This window comes from Mycobacterium sp. 1245801.1 (genome assembly GCF_001673055.1).
Taxonomy (GTDB): Bacteria; Actinomycetota; Actinomycetes; order Mycobacteriales; family Mycobacteriaceae; genus Mycobacterium; species Mycobacterium europaeum_A.
In genome coordinates this window covers 22061-40139 of record NZ_LZKY01000204.1, presented here as the reverse complement: position 1 = coordinate 40139, position 18079 = coordinate 22061, and the positions used below count along the sequence as shown (strand labels likewise).

The 18079-nt window shown below is 66.8% G+C and carries 19 protein-coding genes and 1 tRNA gene; 13 read left to right on the top strand and 7 right to left on the bottom strand.

All coding sequences use genetic code 11. The features are described from left to right. Window positions 1–46: 46 nt before the first annotated feature. Window positions 47–1705 (bottom strand): DUF3662 and FHA domain-containing protein, encoded by a 1659-nt coding sequence (locus A5622_RS12980; protein WP_066878896.1) that lies wholly within the window; start codon window positions 1703–1705, stop codon window positions 47–49. Between the two features lie 252 nt (window positions 1706–1957). On the opposite strand from A5622_RS12980, the gene A5622_RS12975 reads away from it, so the two are divergent. Together A5622_RS12975 and A5622_RS12970 are read left to right on the top strand one after the other, a co-directional pair. Next, window positions 1958–2040 (top strand) — tRNA-Leu (locus tag A5622_RS12975). A 96-nt stretch (window positions 2041–2136) separates the two neighbouring features. Continuing rightward, a complete protein-coding gene (locus A5622_RS12970; protein WP_066878894.1) occupies window positions 2137–2574 on the top strand; it encodes an Imm63 family immunity protein in 438 nt (145 codons plus the stop codon). 115 nt (window positions 2575–2689) lie between these two features. On the opposite strand, the gene A5622_RS12965 is transcribed toward A5622_RS12970, so the two are convergent. Then, complete coding sequence (locus A5622_RS12965; protein WP_066861977.1) at window positions 2690–3148, bottom strand: DinB family protein; 459 nt, start codon at window positions 3146–3148, stop codon at window positions 2690–2692. A gap of 389 nt (window positions 3149–3537) precedes the next feature. On the opposite strand from A5622_RS12965, the gene mbtM reads away from it, so the two are divergent. The 4 genes from mbtM to A5622_RS12945 all read left to right on the top strand — a co-directional run bounded on the left by mbtM (window position 3538) and on the right by A5622_RS12945 (window position 8211). Beyond that, window positions 3538–5100 carry a long-chain-fatty acid--ACP ligase MbtM gene (gene mbtM / locus A5622_RS12960; RefSeq protein ID WP_066878892.1) on the top strand — a complete coding sequence of 521 codons (1563 nt, stop codon included), beginning with the start codon at window positions 3538–3540 and terminating at the stop codon, window positions 5098–5100. A gap of 37 nt (window positions 5101–5137) precedes the next feature. Next, on the top strand, window positions 5138–5728 hold the full coding sequence (locus tag A5622_RS12955) for a GNAT family N-acetyltransferase (RefSeq protein ID WP_066861772.1): 591 nt from the start codon (window positions 5138–5140) through the stop codon (window positions 5726–5728). A gap of 192 nt (window positions 5729–5920) precedes the next feature. Then, complete coding sequence (locus tag A5622_RS12950; RefSeq protein WP_066878890.1) at window positions 5921–7777, top strand: hypothetical protein; 1857 nt, start codon at window positions 5921–5923, stop codon at window positions 7775–7777. Between the two features lie 2 nt (window positions 7778–7779). Further along, complete coding sequence (locus tag A5622_RS12945; RefSeq protein ID WP_066878889.1) at window positions 7780–8211, top strand: hypothetical protein; 432 nt, start codon at window positions 7780–7782, stop codon at window positions 8209–8211. 169 nt (window positions 8212–8380) lie between these two features. On the opposite strand, the gene A5622_RS12940 is transcribed toward A5622_RS12945, so the two are convergent. From A5622_RS12940 to A5622_RS12925, 4 genes are all read right to left on the bottom strand, one after another. Continuing rightward, entirely contained in the window at window positions 8381–8710 is a 330-nt protein-coding gene (locus A5622_RS12940; protein ID WP_066861766.1) for a GNAT family N-acetyltransferase, read from the bottom strand. Then, window positions 8697–9692: a pirin family protein gene (locus A5622_RS12935; protein WP_066878886.1), complete on the bottom strand. Its 996-nt coding sequence runs from the start codon at window positions 9690–9692 to the stop codon at window positions 8697–8699. The genes A5622_RS12940 and A5622_RS12935 overlap by 14 nt, the downstream gene beginning before the upstream one ends. A 62-nt stretch (window positions 9693–9754) precedes the next feature. Further along, complete coding sequence (locus A5622_RS12930; RefSeq protein WP_066861762.1) at window positions 9755–11137, bottom strand: acyl-CoA dehydrogenase family protein; 1383 nt, start codon at window positions 11135–11137, stop codon at window positions 9755–9757. A gap of 93 nt (window positions 11138–11230) precedes the next feature. After that, window positions 11231–11647, bottom strand: a complete 417-nt coding sequence (locus A5622_RS12925; protein ID WP_066861759.1) for a WhiB family transcriptional regulator — start codon at window positions 11645–11647, stop codon at window positions 11231–11233. Window positions 11648–11790: 143 nt separating this feature from the next. On the opposite strand from A5622_RS12925, the gene A5622_RS12920 reads away from it, so the two are divergent. The 6 genes from A5622_RS12920 (at window position 11791) to A5622_RS12895 (ending at window position 16074) form a co-directional block, all read left to right on the top strand. Beyond that, a complete protein-coding gene (locus tag A5622_RS12920) occupies window positions 11791–12576 on the top strand; it encodes a helix-turn-helix domain-containing protein (protein WP_066878884.1) in 786 nt (261 codons plus the stop codon). Then, on the top strand, window positions 12573–13397 hold the full coding sequence (locus tag A5622_RS12915; protein WP_066878882.1) for a C40 family peptidase: 825 nt from the start codon (window positions 12573–12575) through the stop codon (window positions 13395–13397). The genes A5622_RS12920 and A5622_RS12915 overlap by 4 nt, the downstream gene beginning before the upstream one ends. 48 nt (window positions 13398–13445) lie before the next feature. Next, window positions 13446–13808 (top strand): DUF4226 domain-containing protein, encoded by a 363-nt coding sequence (locus tag A5622_RS12910; protein ID WP_066878880.1) that lies wholly within the window; start codon window positions 13446–13448, stop codon window positions 13806–13808. Between the two features lie 135 nt (window positions 13809–13943). Continuing rightward, window positions 13944–15398, top strand: coding sequence for a DUF4226 domain-containing protein (locus A5622_RS12905; protein WP_066878879.1), 1455 nt, complete (start codon window positions 13944–13946; stop codon window positions 15396–15398). Between the two features lie 50 nt (window positions 15399–15448). Beyond that, window positions 15449–15766 (top strand): ESX-1 secretion-associated protein, encoded by a 318-nt coding sequence (locus A5622_RS12900; RefSeq protein WP_066861971.1) that lies wholly within the window; start codon window positions 15449–15451, stop codon window positions 15764–15766. Further along, window positions 15763–16074 (top strand): DUF2694 family protein, encoded by a 312-nt coding sequence (locus A5622_RS12895; RefSeq protein ID WP_066861738.1) that lies wholly within the window; start codon window positions 15763–15765, stop codon window positions 16072–16074. The genes A5622_RS12900 and A5622_RS12895 overlap by 4 nt, the downstream gene beginning before the upstream one ends. A gap of 24 nt (window positions 16075–16098) precedes the next feature. Here the strand turns inward: A5622_RS12895 and A5622_RS29680 are convergent, their stop codons facing one another. Next, a complete protein-coding gene (locus A5622_RS29680; RefSeq protein WP_170880091.1) occupies window positions 16099–16242 on the bottom strand; it encodes a hypothetical protein in 144 nt (47 codons plus the stop codon). A gap of 82 nt (window positions 16243–16324) precedes the next feature. Here A5622_RS29680 and A5622_RS12890 point away from each other — a divergent pair, with 82 nt between their 5' ends. Then, window positions 16325–18037, top strand: a complete 1713-nt coding sequence (locus A5622_RS12890) for a DUF5632 domain-containing protein (protein WP_066878877.1) — start codon at window positions 16325–16327, stop codon at window positions 18035–18037. The last annotated feature ends 42 nt before the right edge of the window (window positions 18038–18079 follow it).

Below are 18079 nucleotides of genomic sequence, written 5' to 3'. Positions count from 1 at the left end.
CGGCGGTCGACACGGGGCGAAGCACGGCAGCGTTAAGCCCAGTGGCTTAGTGGATCCGGACGATGATCTCCGAATGGCCCAAGCGGATCACGTCGCCGTCGGCGAGCTGCCACTCCTGAATCGGTGCGTTGTTCACCGTGGTGCCGTTGGTCGAATTCAGATCCGAGAGCAGCGCGACCTGTCCGTCCCAGCGGATCTCGAGGTGACGGCGTGACACGCCGGTGTCGGGCAACCGGAACTGAGCGTCCTGGCCGCGGCCCACGATGTTGGAGCCCTCGCGAAGCTGATAGGTGCGACCGCTGCCGTCGTCGAGCTGCAGGGTGATCGTGGTCCCGCCGGCGCCGTAGCCGCCCTGGCCGTAGCCGCCGTAACCGCCCGCGGCTTGGCCGTAGTCGGCGGGCTGGCCGTAGTCGGCCTGCTGCCCATAGTCGGCCTGCTGGCCGTATTCCGCCGGCTGGCCGTACTCCGCCTGTTGGCCGTACTCGTACTCGGGGCTGGCCGCCTCGGGGTAGCCGCCGCCCTGACCGCCGTACGTGCCGCCCTGCACGGGTTCGGAGTACTGGGTGTACTCGCTCGAGCCGTAGTCCTGGCGGCCGTATCCGCCGCCCTGCTGGTAGCCCTGGTCGTAGCCACCGCCCTGCTCGGGGTAGGCCGGGCGCTGCTCCGGCGGGGCGTAGCCGCCCTCGTCCTGGCGGGCCGGACCCCGACCGTAATCGCCGTATCCGCCGTAGCCCTGCTGACCGCCGCCCTGCGGACCGCCGGGCGGGCCGTAGCCGCCGCCCTGCCGATACCCCTGGTCGTAGCCTTGGCCGCCGTAGCCGCCGGGGGCGGGCGGACGCTGCTCATAGGACTGCGGGTAACCGCCCTGTCCCTGTTCGGCGTAGCCGCGCTGGTCTGGGTAACCCTGCTGAGGGGGATAGCCGCCCTGACCCTGGTGGTCGGGGTAGCCGCGCTGGTCTGGGTAACCCTGCTGAGGCGGGTAGCCACCATGCCCCTGATCGGGGTAGCCGCCCTGGTCCGGGTAGCCGCCCTGCTCGGGATGCCGGGGCGGCGGGTAGCCCTGCTGGGGTGGATAGCCGCCCCCCTGCTCGGGCGGGTATCCACCCCGCTGGTCGGGTGCGCCCTGCTGGTCCGGGCCACCGCGCGCCTCGTCCTGGGGACGCCCGTAGCGGTCGTCGTAGTACTCGTCGCCGGGCCGCCCCGGCCCCTGAGCCCCGCGGTAGCCAGAATTGTCAGTCATTGCTGCTACTCCTCGTTCTTCGCCGAACGCGTTATTTGATTGTGGCCGGACGGGGTCGTCGACCGTCGGGCGGGGCTGAACATCAGGGTTGACAGCACCACGGGCGCGGTACTGGCCGGTGTGCAGGTTCGTCGACTGCTCGAACCGGACGACCACCTCACCATACGTTTGCCACCCCTGTTCGTGGATGTAGTCAGCCAAGTACCTCGCGAAAGCGCTCGACGTGAGATCCGGATCGGCGCTCACCTTCTCGAAGTCGTGCATACCGAGGGTAATGATGTATTCGTTGGGGGCCAAAAGGCGATTTCCGTGGAGCTTCTGCACCCCATCGCGCGCTTCGCGGCATAACAGGGCTTCGACCTCTTGCGGAACGATCGATCCACCGAATACCCGGGCGAAGGCATTGTCTACCGTCGCCTCGAGTTTGCGCTCGATCCGCGCAACCAGCCCCCGTTGGCTACTCATGTCCTACCGTTCGCGTGCACTTGCCATGAGGTATTGCCGGTGGACGGCAAACGAATCACCCCGGTGCTGGATCACTCCCGCATGGTATCGGGACATCGTGCCGCCGCGGCACTTTCGAAATCGTGAGAACTGCATCGGCCCAGCTCAGCGCATTCCCGGCGAACGGGTGCGCGCGCGGGACGTTGTGCGGGCCCGCTGCGGCGGTTCGGGGATCGGGCCATTAGAGTGATATGGTCCATCGGTTGTTTTTCCGGGCGAGTGGCGGAATGGCAGACGCGCTGGCTTCAGGTGCCAGTGTCCTTCGGGACGTGGGGGTTCAAGTCCCCCTTCGCCCACAGAGCGGTTCGACGAAAAGTCACGGCCTCGCAAGAGGTCGTGACTTTTTTCGTGCGTGGGGGTGGATGTGCCGGCGCGACGTAAAGTCGGGCGCCATGGGCGATGGCAGGATTGCCCGATTGCAGGCCGAGGTCAATCGCCTCGCAGCGATGCTGAACGCTCCAGCAATCGAGGTCGGCATCGTGTTGAAGAACGACGACCGCAACATCTACATCGATGACGACGGCCGGTATCACTACGACTACTGGGAGCGCGGTAGGCAAAAATTCGACCGTGTCGGTGACATCGACGAGGCGCTCTATTGGTTCGCCAAAGATGCCGCGTTCGATGTCGGCGGATTCTTCGCCGCCCGGCACAGCGCCCCTCAGCAGGACTCCCGCAGATTGCTGTGGGCAAAGCAGTATGAGCTGCTGAACCGACTCAACCCACGATGGGCCAAGCGCTGCGTGCGTGAAACCGCGGCAGAACTCCGGGGTTGGGGACTATATGCAGATGTCGAGCTGTTGCCCGACATCCCCGAACGAAACGGTTGATAAAGCCGCTAGATCGTGACCGGTCCGCCTCGGCCCAGTACCGCCGCAACGCGTCCTTACTGCACCGTAGAACCGGGCGATTCGGCGGCCCAGCGGGTTTCCTGCCCGCCGGGGCTCAGAATTGGCGCCGGATGTCGAGGAGGTGATGCTGCAGTTCGTGCACGGTGTGCACGGCGACCCAGCGCAACGACCGCTCACTGGTCTCGGGATAGTGATAGACGACCGTGCGATCCCAGTCCGCGGCGGAGAGCCGCGTCAGCACATTGCCGAATAGCGCTGCGGCGTCGGTGAGTTGACGGGCGACCGCGGTGGGGTCCTGCTCGTTGTACCCCTCGTGCTCCGCGCGCTCCTCGCGACCCATGGGCGCGCAGTCGGCGCCGTTGACGCGCCGGGCTGCAAGCACCCGTTCGCGCTGCACGAGCAGCACATCTCGCAGATGACACGCGTACTCCAGCGGAGACCATACGTCCGGCCGCGGACGCCGCCGCACGTCGACGCCGTTATTACACAGAAGCGCAACAACTTCCGCCGCGCGGCCGCGCGTGTCGTCGGCGGCGGTTACGGCGCACCGCAGGTCGTAGGTGAATCCACAGTGGGCGCAGGGGTCAGGCACAAGACCATCATTTCAGACCGGCTCCGGGGCATTCGGGCAAAATAGCCACCCCGGCAGGAGCTACGCGACCGGGCGTAAAAGCGTTGTCGCCGTGAGTAATAGGAAGCGTCGCGACGGGGTCGCAACTCATTCTGGCGGGCGCCGGCGACGACGGTGACACAACCCACACTTTGTGGTGAGGGTAGCCTTACCTAAATCAGCGCGGTATGGTCCCCGCATATGACCTTCTCCAATCCCCCTGTGCCCCGCACCCTCGAAGATCAATTGGTCAGTACCCGCCATGATGACCGCCCCCTGAATCGCGAATCCGTCACGGTCACAAACGATTTGATTGGCGCGGGACCCCGCGCATGAACGTCCTTGCCGCCGCGATGCGTGAGGCGATGACCCGGTCACCGCACGACTTGGTGGTCCTGGACAAAGCGGCCGACCAATGGACGGCGTACCCGTGGCCCGAAGTCCACGGGATGGCCGAACGCATTGCTACGCGGCTGCTGCAGCAGGATCACGTCGGGGCCGTGGGGCTGGTCGGCGAGCCGACCGTCGAGCTGGTCGCCGCCATTCAGGGCGCGTGGCTGGCGGGCGCGGCGGTATCGATCCTCCCGCGCCCACGGCGCGGGGCCGATCCTTCCGATTGGGCGCACAGCACGTTGGCACGATTCAGCGGAGTCGGGGTCAGCATGGTCCTCAGCCACGGGTCCACGTTGCGCCTTCTCGGCGATGCCGAGTCCGCCTTGACCGTCTGCGACCTCCGCGAGGCCGCCCGCGCCCAAACATCGAACAGCCCTCACGGACAGGCGGAATCGAATCACGCGATCCTGCAGGGGACGGCCGGCTCGACCGGCGATCCGCGCACGGCCGTCTTATCGCCTGCCGCCGTGTTGCACAACATGCGCGGCATCGCCGACCGGCTCCAGCTCGACGGCTCGTCGGATCGCGGCTGTTCGTGGCTGCCGATCTATCACGACATGGGCTTGGCCTTCCTGCTCAGCTGTGCGCTGAGCGGGATGCCGTTATGGCAGGCGCCGACGGGCGCGTTCTCCGCCGCACCGCTGCGCTGGGCGGAATGGCTTTCGGCCAGCGCGGCGACGTTCACCGCCGGACCGAACTTCGGGTATGCCACGCTCGGTCGCTTCTCGGGCCGGGTGTCGGACGTCGACCTGGGACCACTTCGGATTGCGGTCAACGGCGGAGAACCCGTCGACTGCGCGGGATTCGACCAGTTCGCAACGGCCATGGCGCCCTTCGGTTTCCGGGCGTCGGCGGCCACCCCGGCCTACGGGATGGCCGAGTCGACCTGCGCCGTCACGATGCCCGAACCCGCAACGGGATTGCGCATCGACGAGCGCACCGAGTCCGGGACCCGCCAGAAATATGCCCTGCTGGGCCGGCCGATCCCTGGCATGGAGCTACGGATACGCCCAGCCGAGAACACGCCGGACGATCGGATCGGAGAAGTCGAGATCCGTGGAACCTCCATGATGGACGGCTATTTCGGCGACGCCGGCTCCGCCGCGGGTCTCGACACGCAGTGGTTTCGCACGGGAGACATCGGCTATCTGGTGGACGGCGAGCTGACGATCTGTGGTCGTTCCAAGGAGGTCATCACCATCGCCGGCCGCAATATCTTTCCCACCGAAATCGAACAGGTCGCCGGACAAGTCGAGGGCGTGCGGCAAGGCGCGGTGGTGGCGGTCGGGTCCGGGTCCGGGGCCGCCCAGTCCCGGTTGCTCATCGCTGCGGAGTTCCTGGGTTCAGACCATGATGTGACCCGCAGCGCCGTTATCAAGCGGGTCATCTCGGTGTGCGGTGTGACCCCGGCCGACGTCGTTTTGATGCCGCCAGGCTCGCTGCCGCGTACCTCCTCGGGCAAGCTCCGGCGACTCGAGGTGGGCCGGCAGCTTGCCACCTGAGGCCGGCGGTTTCATGACGACCGGCCTCCCAGGGGCTGTGCTCCCGCGGGAGCTCACGGACATCAGCGAGGCGGTCCGCAAGGCTCCTCCCCCGCCGATACCGGAATTGGCGTGGCCCAACACGATTCGCGTTGCCGACCCCGACGGTCCGGACGCGGAAATGGTGGCGGAGTGGATGAACCGGCCGCATCTGGCCACCACCTGGGAGTACAACTGGCCGGTGGCCCGTTGGCGTACCCATCTGCGCGCCCAGGTCGAGGGCGCATACTCGCGGCCGCTCATCCTCAGCATCAAGGGTGTGGATCGCGCATACCTGGAGATCTACCGGGCCGCCAAGGACTCCATCGCCCGGTGTTACCCCAGCCAGCCACATGATCTGGGGCTGCACGGGGCGATCGCGGACGAGGAGATGGTGAACCGCGGCCTGGGCCCTCTGATACTTCGCAAGGTGATCGCCAGCATCATCGTCAATGACCCTGCGTGCCAACGGATTATGTTCGACCCGGACCATCGCAACACGACGGTGCGTCGGCTCTGCGAGTTTCTGGGTTGCGAATTCCTCGGTGAACACGACATGCCGAACCGGCGCATGGCGCTGTACGCGCTGGAGCGGACAACGGCTCATTAGATCTCGGCTTCCACCGTCACGAAAGAACGTACGGACGGAACGCTTATCGGCACATTCCCTGGTATCGCGCCCCGGCGGCGCATAGTGAATTGACCTCGGTGTCCGCATTAGTACGCTTATTCACAGCTCAGTACGGGGTGGAAATTCTGTCCGCGATGAGCTGCCTAAAGCAAGCGAGTCATCGACGGTGTCATGGGACTTCCCTATATAGATGAGAAGGCGCTTGTCGCCGAAGCTGGCGGCGACCCCTGGGCGATTAATGCAAGCCTGCAGGCGGGCAGCCCGTTGCACATCTCGAATCTAGCCGCTGCCTTTCATCGCGCGGGCCGATGCACCGCGGAGTCTGACAACGCCTTCCAGCAAGCCCGCAGCCGCTTCGAAGCCGCCTGGAACCACCAGGACGGCGGTCATCCGATCAACGACTCCGAAGAAGTCCAGCGGGTGGTGAAATCTCTTGGAGCGCAGTCGTTGCAGCTACCCAAGATCGGAGCGGACCTAGAGAACATCGCCGCGGCGTTGGCCGACGCACAGAAGGCCGGCGCGGCGCGGATCGCTGCTCTGGACGCGCAGTTGAAGAGCATCTCGGACTCGGTTGTGCAGGCCGTCAACCTGTTGAACAACGACAAAAGCCTCACCGCCGCCGACAAGGACGCAGTGCATGCGTTCATCAACACGTGTGAAGACGACGCCGTCCGGGACACCAAGGCGGCGCTCGCCGCACTGCAGTCAATTCGCAACGGCTACTCCGACGGCCTTAAGAAGTCGCTGGATAGCCTTCACGCCGAAGGGTATGACGGCGCGCCCCTCCACGGCGCCGACGCTGACGGTGTCGCCCCGCCGTCTCCCGCCCAACAAGCCGCGCTGGCGGAGATCCGCCAAGTCACCAAACAGGCGGTGGCGGACCAGCTGGCCAAGGTACGTGCTGCGCGGGACGCTCTCAATAAGGCCGCGGCCGACGCGTACACCCACGGCCCAGGGTCGCCGGAAGCCGAGGCCGCCAATGCCAAGCTGCCCAAGCTCAAGGACGATCTTGCGAAGGCTCTCGACGACCTGCGCAAGATACCCGACTACACCGGCATCGATCTCGCGTCGGTGAGCATCACCCCCGACGGGCATTTCATGTTCACCTACAACGACAAGGGACAGCCCGTACAGGTAATCGGCCAGCTCAAGAACGGATCGGGCGAGTTCTTTGACCAGGCCACCGGCACCTACTACAGCTTCAACGGCGGCAAGTTGACCGGCATGCGCACACCGGATCCCGGGCAAGTGGAAGCCACCCCCGAACCGCTATGGACCGCCATCACCCTGGCGGTCGGGGGGCCGGGGCTGAAGGCCGGCGGGGAGGCGCTTTTACAAGGCGCGAAGGCGCTATTCGGTCGAGAAGCGTTTGAGGGCCTGACGTCCGAAAGTCTGACGGCCAGTGGCATGACCGGGCCAGAATTGCGTGGCGCCCTGGCCGAGGCGGATCTCCCCCCGCACGGTGCACCTGGGGTCGGAGGTGAACCCGTCCCCGGCACGCATCCTCTTGAGCCGCCTCCGGTCGAGCACGCTCCGCCGGCCGCTGACGCACCGGTCGAACATGCGCCAGCTGGGCCTCACGCACCTGTATTGCCCGACAGCCCACCGCCCGTTGCGATTGACCCAGCGCATCCGGAATTCATCCTCGACGACCCCCTGCGCTACATGCCTCCCGAGTTGCGAGCGCTATCTGAACAGCATCTGACCGGCAGTGGCGAAACCGTCCTCGGACCGTATAACAATCCGGTGCAGGGCGGACCTTCGTACATCGACGTCGCTCAACAGCGGGGCGCAAGCTACTTCGACATCGGGGATGCATGGAACTCCGCCACACCAGTTGAGCGACTTGCGGCAAACCAGCATGTCCTCGACATTGCAATCGCGAATCGGGACACCATTAGACTATCGACTCCTATCGATAGGGTTTTGGACAAGACATATACGGCTGCCGAGCTCGACTACCTCAAGGCGCACGGATATCAAGTAACCGACGGCTATACGCTCATACCCCCCAAGATTGGAGGTTAGCGATGAAGACGCTTTTAGAATTCATCGTTCGCTATGCCAGCGTTCTTTATCTGAACCCCAAATATAGGATCACGGATTCGTCTAACCGAGGTCTTGCGGAGATCGACGCATCAATTATGTTCTCGAGTGAAGTGCTCAAATGGAATATCGTTAATGACCGCGGCATTATTTATTTCGTTGCAGTACCAGTATTGCAAGCCGACCCCGACGGGTTCGCGCTTTCACTCATCCGTCAGTACTTAGGGCGGGGCGACGACGCAGGACAGATCCAGCCAGTGGACCAGGCCCATTGGTTGTCGCAAAACCTGAGCGATGTCGAAGAGCTATTCGCGGATAAGCCAACCACGGCGCGCGTCTGCGACGAGCTGGCCGCTCTACGCCGCTCGAACTCGTGGAAACGGTGGGGGTGGCCAAAACCTGACGAAGCCAACTAGTTGCAATCCGCATATGACAATCTGAGTGCTCTCGAAGAGATAGCCGCTTGCCTTTCTTTACGCACCTGCCAGCATTGTGTAAGAGTGTGGTTCGGGGACGGGCCGCAGTAAGTGCCCGCTTCAACCACGTGCAAAGATGGTGCAACCAACCACGATTATCACCTGCCCCTTACGAGCGCACCCACCGGGAGATCTCCGGAGTGACGGGATCGGTGATGTCATTGAATTCGGGATGCTTCTTGAGCACCGTGCCGATCATCGAGCACACCGGAACAATGCGCTTACCCTCGTCGCGCGCCTCGTTGAGCGCCTCCTCGACCAGGATGGTCGCCAGCCCACGTCCGCCGTACGCCGGGTCGATTTCGGTGTGGTAGAAGACGCGCTGATCGCCACGGTCGGCGAAATCGGCCAGCCCGACCGTCTTACCGTCGACGGCGATCGTGTACTTCCCGTCCTCGAGGCGCACCGTGGCTTCGGCGCCGGTCTTATCGGTTGTCATCTGTATTTCCCTTCCTTTGCGGTACTGGCCGTGGCCGGAGCCGAACGGTCGGCAGCGGTGGCGCGGGCAGCCGGGCGACGTTTCCCCGGTAGCCCTGGACGGCGCCGAATCGATCGTCGGCGTCCTCCCACAATCTGCGGTACTCGGCGATGTCCTGGTGGCTTCGCCCGACGAAGTTCCACCACATCACCAGCTCTTCGGTGAAGGGCGCGCCGCCGAGCAGCAGCACTCGTGCCGGCCCCTCCCCCGCGTTGTGCATCTGCAGCTGCGCCGGCCCGGGGCTTCGATACGCCAGGTCGGCGATCGTCAGGGCCGTCCCGTCCACGCGCACGGTCCCTAAGTCACAGAGCACCCCGTGCTCGAAGGTCGGGTCGACGTCAACGTCCAGCGTGGTCCCGGGGTCGAGTTCGATCTGGGCGCCCAATAGCGGTGTGAATGTTGGTACCGGCGAACGGCTTCCGGCCAGCTCACCGAGAAAGACGTGCGCCCGCGCGCCCGGCAATGCCACGGGCGGCGGTGTGTAATGGGCGAAGTCTCGCCCGGTGTCGCGGTCGGAGGCGGGCAGCGCGACCCAGAGCTGGACACCGTGCAAGGGGGCGCCGGAATCCACCGACACTTCCGAATGACAAATGCCGGCCCCGGCGGTCATCAGGTTCAGCTCGCCGGGCCGAACGGCCGCGAGTACGCCGGCGCTGTCGCGGTGCTCCACTTCCCCACTGAACAACCAGCTGACGGTTTGTAGTCCCGTGTGCGGGTGCGGCGGCACATCCATCCGCGCGGCCACCGGCCCGTAATGGTCGACGAAACACCACGCGCCGACGAGTGAGCGCTGCCGTTGCGGAAGCGTGCGTTGCACCCGAATCGCCCTCGGGCCGCCCAACGGCACTTCGCGCGGATGCAGCACTTCCACCATCGTGGGGGTGTCCGAGTGTTGTGCAGCGGCACAGGAGAGTTCGGCCGGGGCGACCTCTAGGTTGCTCATCGTCCATCCTCCGTCGCGGGGCCCGCACGCAGCGCCGTCATCCGCGACCGTACCCGGCGTCCCTACTTGCGCGGGGGCCGCAGCACCTTCATGGCGAGCCGCATGACAGGCTCGGGCACCCGATCCTTCATCGACAGCGCGCTATCGGCGGCCCGTGACCGCAACGGGGTGCCGCGCCCGAAGACCCGGTTCAGCGCTCCCCCGGACGGCTCGAGGACCACATGCAGCGGCGGGGTCCCGACGGCGGCGCCCAGCGCGTTGGAGATGACCATCCGCTGGATCTCGCTGGTGCCTTCAAAGATGGTGTACAGCTTGGCATCCCGATACCACTTCTCGACGGGATGGTCGGTGATGTAGCCCCAGCCGCCCATGGTCTGGATGGCACGTTCGGTGGCCTTCACCGCGACTTCGCTGGCGGCCATCTTCGACATCGAACCTTCTCCCCGCTCGAAGGGAACGTTGTTGGCCGCCATCCACGACGCACGCCAGGTCAGCAGCCGCGCGGCGTCGATCTGGGTGGCCAGCTCCGCCAGCGGGAAGGCGATGCCCTGGTTGTCGATGATCGGCCCGCCGAAGGCCTCGCGCTCAGTGGCGTACGTGGTGGCGTATTCGAGTGCCGCACGCGCGATGCCGATGGCCTGGGCGGCGACCATGGGCCGGGTCTGCTCGAAGGTGCCCAGCGTCGCCGAACCGGACCGCTTGCCGCCAGCCACCACCTCCCTGGCCTTGGCGAGCTTGTGCTCCAGCTTCTCTTGTCCGCCAAGCAGATTCGCTCCGGGAACGCGCACACCTTCGAAGAGCAACTCGGCGGTATGGGAGGCCCGGCAACCCAACTTGTCCAGCTTTCGCACCAGCTTCAGGCCCGGTGTGCCACCGGGCACGACGAACAAGGCCTGACCGCGGTGGCCGAGCTCCTCGTCGACCACGGCGTTGACCACGTGCACGTTGGCGATGCCGCCATTGCCGATCCACATCTTATGGCCGTCGATGATCCAGTCGTCACCGTCGCGACGCGCGTGGGTACGCAGGTTGCGCACATCGCTGCCGCCCTCGGGCTCCGAGATCGCCAGTGCCGCGAGCTTGAGATCGCCTGGGGTGCCGAAACATTCGGGCGCCCACTCCAGCATCTGCTCGGGAGACGCGGCTTGCCCGATCGCCGACAGTGCCAGCGCCGGCATGACAATCGCCAAACCGATCCCGGCACAACCCCAAAACAGCTCCTCCATGAACATCGGTAGGGAGATGCCGGTCGGATCACCGATCAGATCGCGGTAAAACAGCGGGCTGTAAAAGCCGCGCCGAGCCGCCTCCTCCAGCACCGGCCACGGGAACTCCTGGCGCTGGTCATACTCAAGCGCTACCGGACGGATGCATTCTTCGGCGAACTCGTGTGTGCGCCTGGCAAGGTCGTGCTGTGCTGCCGTCGGGGTCAGGTCGAACGTCATGGGTGCGCCTCTGGGTCGACAGACTGGTCCTGCCGACCCCGACTACCCCATTGACCGGCTCAGCAAACTGCCGCCCCGGGTGTCGCCGAATTGTCAGGCGGCCGAACGGGGTTTGATTTGCGCCAACGGTAGGTGTAGCACGACCGCGGGCACCGCGACGGCCTCGTGTTCGTGGCGCGCCAGCAGCGCCGCGTTCTCGGGCAGCTGTCGCGCATTGATCTCGCCGGAGGCGATGCGTCGCAGGACCTCGTGGGCGTGCGCGAGCTGTTCCCGCTTGCGGTACTGGCCGCCCGGTAGCTTCACGCCCGCCCACACGCCGTACTCCTCGCGGTGCGCGATGGCGTGTGCGGCGCACCGACGCTGCTGCGCCAGCGGGCAGCGGCGCAGGCACTGGATTCGCGCCTCGGTGGCCGACCGCTCGTACGCGCGCGCCTTCGCGGCGCCGTCACCACCGTCGTCGTCGGGGTAGCCGAACCAAAGTTCCGGGTTGGCTGCGCAGGGGTGTCCCATGTCGGTCTCCTTGTCGAGCGTGAAACGTAGACAGAAGCGTATACAGATGGTGGCGCGCGGCGCAAGAGAAACGTGACAGAAACGTATAAACCGATAACCACGACCGCCTCTGTGTAATATCCGGCCCATGGCCGGAGCGTGCGGTGACCCGTGAATCCGCTGGTGCGGCTATCCGCGCGTTGCGTGAATCGCGCGATTGGTCACTAGCCGATCTCGCCGCCGCGACCGGGGTCAGCATCATGGGACTGAGCTTTTTGGAGCGCGGCGCCCGCAAGCCGCACAAAAGCACAGTTCAAAAGATCGAGAACGGCCTTGGCCTGCCACCGGGCACCTATTCGCGGCTCCTGGTGGCCGCCGATCCGGAGGCCGAGCTGGCGCGTTTGATGGCCGCCCAGCCGCCCGCCCCGGTGCCCGCGCGGCGCAGCGGGCCGGTCGTGGTCGACCGCCACAGCGACACGGAAGTGCTGGAAGGCTATGCCGAGGCACAGCTCGACGCCCTCAAATCCGTCATCGATCGACTGCCTGCGACAACATCAAACGAATATGAGACGTATATTCTGTCTGTGATCGCGCAATGCGTGAAGGCCGAGATGCTGGCCGCCAGCTCCTGGCGGGTGGCGCTGGGTGCCGGGGCCGACTCGACCGGCCGGTTGATGGAGCATTTGCAGGCCTTGGAGGCGACCCGCGCAGCGCTGTTGAAGCGGATGCCGAACAGCCTGGGCGCCCGCTTCGACCGGGCGTGCACGCAGTCGTCATTGCCGGAGACCGTCATCGCCGCACTCGTCGGCGTCGATGTCGACGAGATGTGGGACATCCGCAACCGGGGAGCGATCCCGCCGGGCGCCCTCCCCCGCGTGCGCGCCTTCACCGACGCCGTCGAGTCGCAACCAGAAGGTGCGAGCCAGGACGACGACGGGGGGACATCATGAATGACGCCGACGTCGAGGCGCTGAGCCGGGCCCATCAACTGTTCGCCGGCCGCGCCGAGCCGTCATCCCTGGATACGGCGACCGGGCATCACCTCAACGTGTTGCAGCGCGCCGCCCGGTTGGGTAACACGATGGCGCACGGCGGTTACCAACTCGCGGTCGACCACAGCCGGCAACGCCTCACGGCGGCAGCCGGCACCGACGCCGCGGCCGGTGACATCATCGCCGGCGCGCACCGCGACCGGGCGCAGGCCCGCGAGCTGACCAGGGCGGTCCTGGACGCGGCCCTCGCCGATGCCGCCACGACGCCGTCGACGCCGCTGGCCCAGCGAGAGGCGCTGCGGCGGCGCGCGACTCGGCTACGGGCGCAGCGGGCCCACGTCGTGTCGGCCCGCCTGCGCGCGCGACGGCGCCATGCGGAACTGCTCGCCTTGCGCTATCGGCTGCGGCGGCTGGGCATCTCGGGGCTGCGGGGCGTGCCGGCCGACCGAGCGGCGGTGGCGGTGCGTGCGGCATTGTCCCGACTGGGCCGACCGTACGTGTGGGGCGCGACCGGACCCGACCAGTTCGACTGTTCGGGCCTGGTCCAGTGGAGCTACGCCCAGGCCGGTATTCACCTGGATCGCACCACCTATCAACAGATCAACGACGGTATCCCGGTGGCCCGCACGCAAGTGCGGCCCGGGGATCTGGTGTTTCCGCACGCCGGTCACGTGCAGCTGGCCATCGGGAACAACCTCGTTGTGGAGGCGCCCTATTCGGGTGCCTCGGTGCGAATCAGCCGACTGGGCAACAACGTTGCGATCCGCCGACCGATATGACAGAACACGAGCGCCCGGTGACGCGGGCACGACGAGAAGGGTGAGCCGATGCCGGAACAACCCGGACCTTCGTTAGAGGCCGTCGAGGCGCGGCGCTCGGCACTGGCGAGTCAGCATGGCGCCGCGTCCGAAGCCGACCGTTTGCTGAACGAGGTGCTTTCCAGCGCTCACGATGCGGCGCGCGAGAGCGTCAGGCGGCTGGACTCCATCGCCGAACAGATCGACCACGCGACCGTGCACCAGGCGGACCTCGCCCTCGATACGCCCATGGGGGCGCGTGAGTTTCAGAAGTTCCTGCTGGCCAAGCAACGCGAGATCGCGTCGGTCGTGGCCGAGGCGCGCGAATTCGGGCAGGCCAAAAAGGCTGTGCTGCAGAGTCTTCGGGACCAGTACGCCGCCGAAAGCGGCTAACCGGAACTAGTCCACACCGCCCAGCGCACTGAATTGTCACCGACCATGCCCGTGAGTACCGTCGCCCGACATGGAGGGGTCGCGTGTTTACCGGCAGCAGCGTTCGAGCGGGCTGCGCCGCCGCCCGCCCGGCTGATGTCCGCGTATGACGACCTGCTCGCCGCGGTCAAATACGTGCGAGACCGCACCGGCGATCCGAACGCATGGCAGACGGGATTGGCACCCGCCGAAGTGACCGCCGTGATCACCCCGACCACCCGGCCCGACCAGGTTGAGGCGATCTTGCGCAAGATCCGCCAACAGCACCCGGGCGTCTTCGGCGCGGGAGCAACCCCCAACCCGCCCGTGGGCCGTCCTCCCGCCGAAACCACGCCGCCGCCGGATCGCGAATCGGGCGAGGCGGCCGATGCCATCGCGCACGCCGAAGACGCTCTGGCACAACAGAACTCGGCTAGCTCCCAACTGGACATGCAGGTGGTCTCGGCCATCCTGAACGCGCACCTGCGCGCGGTGGACGGCAGAGACGCGCTCACCAGGCTGCAACAAGAGACCGAAGCAGCCGTACGGACCAGGTCAGACCTGGACACACCGGCGGGAGCGCGCGACTTCCAGCGGTTCCTCATCGGCAAGCTCCGCGATATCCGCGAGGTCGTCCTGAACGCCAGCCTGGACGACACGTCGAAGTCAGCGCTGATGGCCGCCTGGACGTCGCTGTACGACGCCTCCAAGGGCGACCCGAAGCCTGTCGGCGAACAACCGCGGGCGGCGGTGGCCGTTGGCGATGCGCCGGCGGCGGGAGCGCCCGACGATCCCGACGCCGAGTGGGATCCGCTGCTGGACTCCTTATTCGGCGACGATGATGGTCTGCTGCCCGGCGATGTTCCCGGCCTGGATCCAACCGCCGGCGCCGCGATCCCGCCCGCGTCGCAACAGCCGTTCGCACCGGCCATGCCCACCTTTGGTGGCGGGTCCCTGCCGGGGCTGGGCTCGGTGCCCGGATCCATGGCCGGTTGGGACGGGGCCGGCGGCCTTTCCGGCTTACGCGGTGCCGACGGGACCGACCCGGCTCTGGAAGAACCGGCCGACGACGAACTGCCCGACGCCCAAGACCAGGATCCGGGCGCGCAGGACGCCTCGAACGAGGCCGGCGACGGGACCGACGATCAGCCGGGCTCGTCGGATGAGCCGACGGCCGGCCCCACACCGGTGACCCTGCCGGACGGTGAAACGGTCACCGCTGCGAGCCCGCAGTTGGCCGCCGCGATCAAGGCCGCCGTCGCCGGCACCCCGATAGCGGAGGCCTTCCAACAGCAGGGAATGATCATCCCCCCGCCGGGAACCGCGGTCCCGAGCCCCATCGATTCCCTGCAGGTGACGCCGGGCGATATCGGGATGTTCACCGATCGTCACGCGCTGGCCCTCAGCCCCGGCAAGGCGCTTCTCGACGGCCAAATTCAACGCATCGCCACCGTGAGCGGGCCGAGCTTCCTAGGCTGGGAGCATCCGCCGGCGGCGACCGCGGCACCAGCGACGCCGGCCAAGCCTGACCCACCGACACCTACCCGGCCGGCGACCTCGTCGACCACCTGACAAAAATGAACTCGTCGGCAGTGCCGGCGGTCGTCAACAGGAGACAGCGGATGGCAGATTCGATTCATGTAGTGCCTGCGCACCTACGTCAGGCTGCCGCGCACCACCAGGACACCTCGGAGTACCTGCGTACCGTCCCGTCGTCGCACCCCGCGATCCAAGAGAGCCTCGATTCGCTCGGGCCGATCTTCAGCGAGCTGCGTGACGCGGGCCGTGAGCTGCTGGAACTTCGACGCCAGTGCTACGAGCAGCAAGCTGCCGACCACGCCGATTTGGCTGACAAGCTGACCGATTCGGCGGCGATGTGGGAACAGCACGAGCAGGAGGCGGCCGGGAAGTTCGGCGACATCGTCGACCGCGGTCGATGACCGACGCGAATCCCGCTTTCGACACTGTTCACCCGAGTGGACACATCCTCGTCCGCTCCTGCCGCGGCGGCTACATGCACAGCGTCGCGCTGAGCGAAGAGGCGATGGAAACCGATGCCGAGACGCTGGCGCAGGGCATTCTGCTGACCGCCGACGTCTCATGCCTCAAAGCGTTGCTGGAAATTCGCGACGAGATCGTCGCCGCCGGGCATACGCCCTCCGCGGAGGTTCCGACCCCGCGCGACCTCGACGCGGCCATCGAAAAGTTGCTGGCGCACAAACTGCGTCGCCGCAACGGCGCGATCTAGCGGGCCGTCATGCGCGCGGCCGGCCTAGCGGAGCCACGGCTTGGCGACGCTGGGATCGGGCGCGATACCGGTCGGCGGCTCTACCGGGTTGGGGCCGAACAACTCTCGTGCGCGAGCCAGCAAGGTGCGGACCTCGTCGAGTTGCTGCTGCAGTGCAGAATCAGCCATGTCCTCACGCTACCCAGGGCCCTGCGAACGCACAATTCACTGACCGCACAAGTCGTCGGCTGGGTCCCGGTACGCTTAGCCGGTGGCGGTCTTCGGTCGGATGTCGGCGCGCCAGCGCCTCCGGAGAGCTACCCGGGAATCACTGGCGACGCCGGCTTTCAGCTCTCCTATCGACTGCACCCCGTGGGTGACAGGCGGGCTGTGGCCTGCCGAGTTGTCGACGGTGACGGCCGAAACGGCAACTCTCGCTGAACATCTCAAGGCCGACCTGCAACGAATTGCGCACGCCGCCAACGACGAACTGAAGTTACTCAAGCGGGCGGGCATGACCGACCCGTCGCGCCAGGCGGCCGAGGCGCGGGTCATCGAGGAGGCCCGGGCTCGCGCCGTGCGCCGAGTCGAATCGACGACCCGCTACCTGCATGCCGTGAAGAGCGGAGCCCGACCCCCCGCTCCTCCCCCACCGCGGCCGGAGCCGCCCCGCGCGGACCTGGACAAGACGCAGGTGCTGCCCACAATCCGTGAGGTCAGGGCCGTCCCCGAAGCGCCCGCGCCGGGTCGACTAGATCCGACACCACCAAGGCGTCGTCGTCGCCAGTCCGCGCCCGACCCGGTCGCCGAAAGTGCATCGCCGCAGGCGGCTCGGCGGGAACCCGCCGACGCGTCCCACCTCGACGACACACAAGTCATCCCGGTGATCAGGTCCGAGCCGGTTCTGCCAGCGCCACCGGGGTCTGCACCCGAGCCGCCTTCGGACGAGGCCGACTCCGGCCGCCATCACGCGGTGGTCGAGCCGCCCGCCGTTCGCGACGAACCGGAGGGGGCCAGCGAGCCGGCCACTTCCGACGACGAGCCCGTCGGGACCACCGACGCATCCCACCTCGAACAGACGCAGGTCATTCCGGTGATCACGCAGGCGGAGCCGGCGCCCGGGGCGCCGGTGCAGCGTGCACCCGAACGGGCACCCGAGCCGGCCGACTCCGGCCGCCACCACGCGATCGTCGACGAGCCGGTCACCGCCAGCGCGGAGCCCGAGGCGCCGCGGGAGGCCGCCGCCGAAGCCATCCCGGCAACCGCCGATGCCACCCCGGCAACCGCCGATGCCACCCCGGCCGAGGTCGAGCCCGAGACGGCCGCCTTCGGCGCGGCCCGGCCACACATCGAAAAGCCTTCACCACCAAAGGGATTCGACGACCAGCGGCTGAACCGGCTGCTCGAATTCGTGGTGCGGCAGGAGCCACGCCTGAATTGGGCGATCGGAGATCGCGCCGACGGCACGACGGTGTTGGTCACCGATCTCGCTCACGGATGGATACCCTCAGGCATCAGCCTTCCCGCCGGAGTTCGGCTGCTGGAACCCGAGCGCCGCAGCGGCAGGGTCGCCGCGCTGATCGGCGAAACGGTCCGCGTCGTCACTTACACTCCCGGTGATTCATTGCGCCGCTCGGTCGATTTCGCCGCCACCCGATCGTCGGGGGAGCCGCGGGCACTGCCCGTCATCGATGATCTGGCGAGCGTGCTGAGTGCGACTACGCGCGGGCGTGACGACCTGCCCAAGATCGTGCCCCGGTTGGCGGAAGCCGCTGCCGCGGGAACCGTCGTCGTCGACCAGGAGGTCGACGTGCTGCGGGTCCATCTCGATACCGCCCGCTACCAGCTCCTCGTTCAGTATCCGAACGTCAATCCCGCGCTTCTGCTCAAGTGCCTCCTGATGGCCGCCACCGAGGGCATTGCCAGCGGCGACTCGGTGTCGGCGAATTACCACCTCGCGTGGTACCAAAAGCTCGCCGCGTGACCGCCCGGCAGGTCGGCTGCACAGCTGTCCGCGTCTGAATTG

Coding starts and splice junctions, on each gene's coding strand:
- A5622_RS29680 (WP_170880091.1), bottom strand. CDS start 16,242: ATGGCTGATTCTGCACTGCAGCAGCAACTCGACGAGGTCCGCACCTTG.
- A5622_RS12905 (WP_066878879.1), top strand. CDS start 13,944: ATGTCCGCGTATGACGACCTGCTCGCCGCGGTCAAATACGTGCGAGAC.
- A5622_RS12935 (WP_066878886.1), bottom strand. CDS start 9,692: ATGAGCAACCTAGAGGTCGCCCCGGCCGAACTCTCCTGTGCCGCTGCA.
- A5622_RS12910 (WP_066878880.1), top strand. CDS start 13,446: ATGCCGGAACAACCCGGACCTTCGTTAGAGGCCGTCGAGGCGCGGCGC.
- A5622_RS12925 (WP_066861759.1), bottom strand. CDS start 11,647: ATGGGACACCCCTGCGCAGCCAACCCGGAACTTTGGTTCGGCTACCCC.
- A5622_RS12970 (WP_066878894.1), top strand. CDS start 2,137: ATGGGCGATGGCAGGATTGCCCGATTGCAGGCCGAGGTCAATCGCCTC.
- A5622_RS12930 (WP_066861762.1), bottom strand. CDS start 11,137: ATGACGTTCGACCTGACCCCGACGGCAGCACAGCACGACCTTGCCAGG.
- mbtM (WP_066878892.1), top strand. CDS start 3,538: ATGAACGTCCTTGCCGCCGCGATGCGTGAGGCGATGACCCGGTCACCG.
- A5622_RS12900 (WP_066861971.1), top strand. CDS start 15,449: ATGGCAGATTCGATTCATGTAGTGCCTGCGCACCTACGTCAGGCTGCC.
- A5622_RS12895 (WP_066861738.1), top strand. CDS start 15,763: ATGACCGACGCGAATCCCGCTTTCGACACTGTTCACCCGAGTGGACAC.
- A5622_RS12945 (WP_066878889.1), top strand. CDS start 7,780: ATGAAGACGCTTTTAGAATTCATCGTTCGCTATGCCAGCGTTCTTTAT.
- A5622_RS12915 (WP_066878882.1), top strand. CDS start 12,573: ATGAATGACGCCGACGTCGAGGCGCTGAGCCGGGCCCATCAACTGTTC.
- A5622_RS12950 (WP_066878890.1), top strand. CDS start 5,921: ATGGGACTTCCCTATATAGATGAGAAGGCGCTTGTCGCCGAAGCTGGC.
- A5622_RS12940 (WP_066861766.1), bottom strand. CDS start 8,710: ATGACAACCGATAAGACCGGCGCCGAAGCCACGGTGCGCCTCGAGGAC.
- A5622_RS12980 (WP_066878896.1), bottom strand. CDS start 1,705: ATGAGTAGCCAACGGGGGCTGGTTGCGCGGATCGAGCGCAAACTCGAG.